Consider the following 695-nt stretch of genomic DNA (forward strand, 5'->3'; position numbering starts at 1 on the left):
AAGGTGTACTACCATCACGAGGGCACGGTGTACGGCGCGGAGAAAAAGCCCGACGGCTCCCCCCGCCTCTACTCCCTCTCGCCCCACGAGGACGAGGACATGTACGCCATCGCCAAGAAGCCGGGAAGGTCGGAGGGGACGGCTGAGCAGCCAATGATCGACCCAATTTTCGTTGCTTCTTCTGGTCTGACAGGAGGCGCCAAAGCATTTGTCCAAACCGAAGGCCCCACGCTTTACAAACTGGGCTCAGGGTTACTCGGCGGGGCGATGGGGTCGGGTCGAAGTGTTGGTTTCCAGGTGCTGGGCTCAAAGCTTCCGTAAAACCAACTCCACCGCCTTGCAGATGTCACCGGCAACTCTGCACAAGTTGTCGGCGACATCATAAAGGAACAATGCCAATACACAACAATGCAATCATGTCGATGATTTATCCTTGTCAAGGCTATCACCATGCTAATTGATCCAGACGACAAACTCGTGCGCTTCTTCCTGGAACTACTAGCAGCAGCCCTAGGCGTCTTACTTTATAAAATAATCACGACATTTCTCAACTAAGCAAACACAACACACTACAGCCATCCCCCCTCCTGAAATGCCCTGGCCAACGGCCAGCCTGTGTACGCCCGGAACAAGGTGTACTACCATCACGAGGGCACGGTGTACGGCGCGGAGAAAAAGCCCGACGGCTCCCCCCG

At 55.4% G+C, this 695-nt stretch carries 1 protein-coding gene; it reads left to right on the plus strand.

What is annotated here, in order from left to right; translation table 11 throughout:
* Positions 1–321 (plus strand): hypothetical protein (locus tag NNJEOMEG_RS20255; protein ID WP_217270633.1); only part of this gene is annotated, 321 nt, incomplete at its 5' end.
* Positions 322–695 lie beyond the last annotated feature (374 nt).

The organism is Fundidesulfovibrio magnetotacticus, assembly GCF_013019105.1.
Classification (GTDB): Bacteria; Desulfobacterota; Desulfovibrionia; order Desulfovibrionales; family Desulfovibrionaceae; genus Fundidesulfovibrio; species Fundidesulfovibrio magnetotacticus.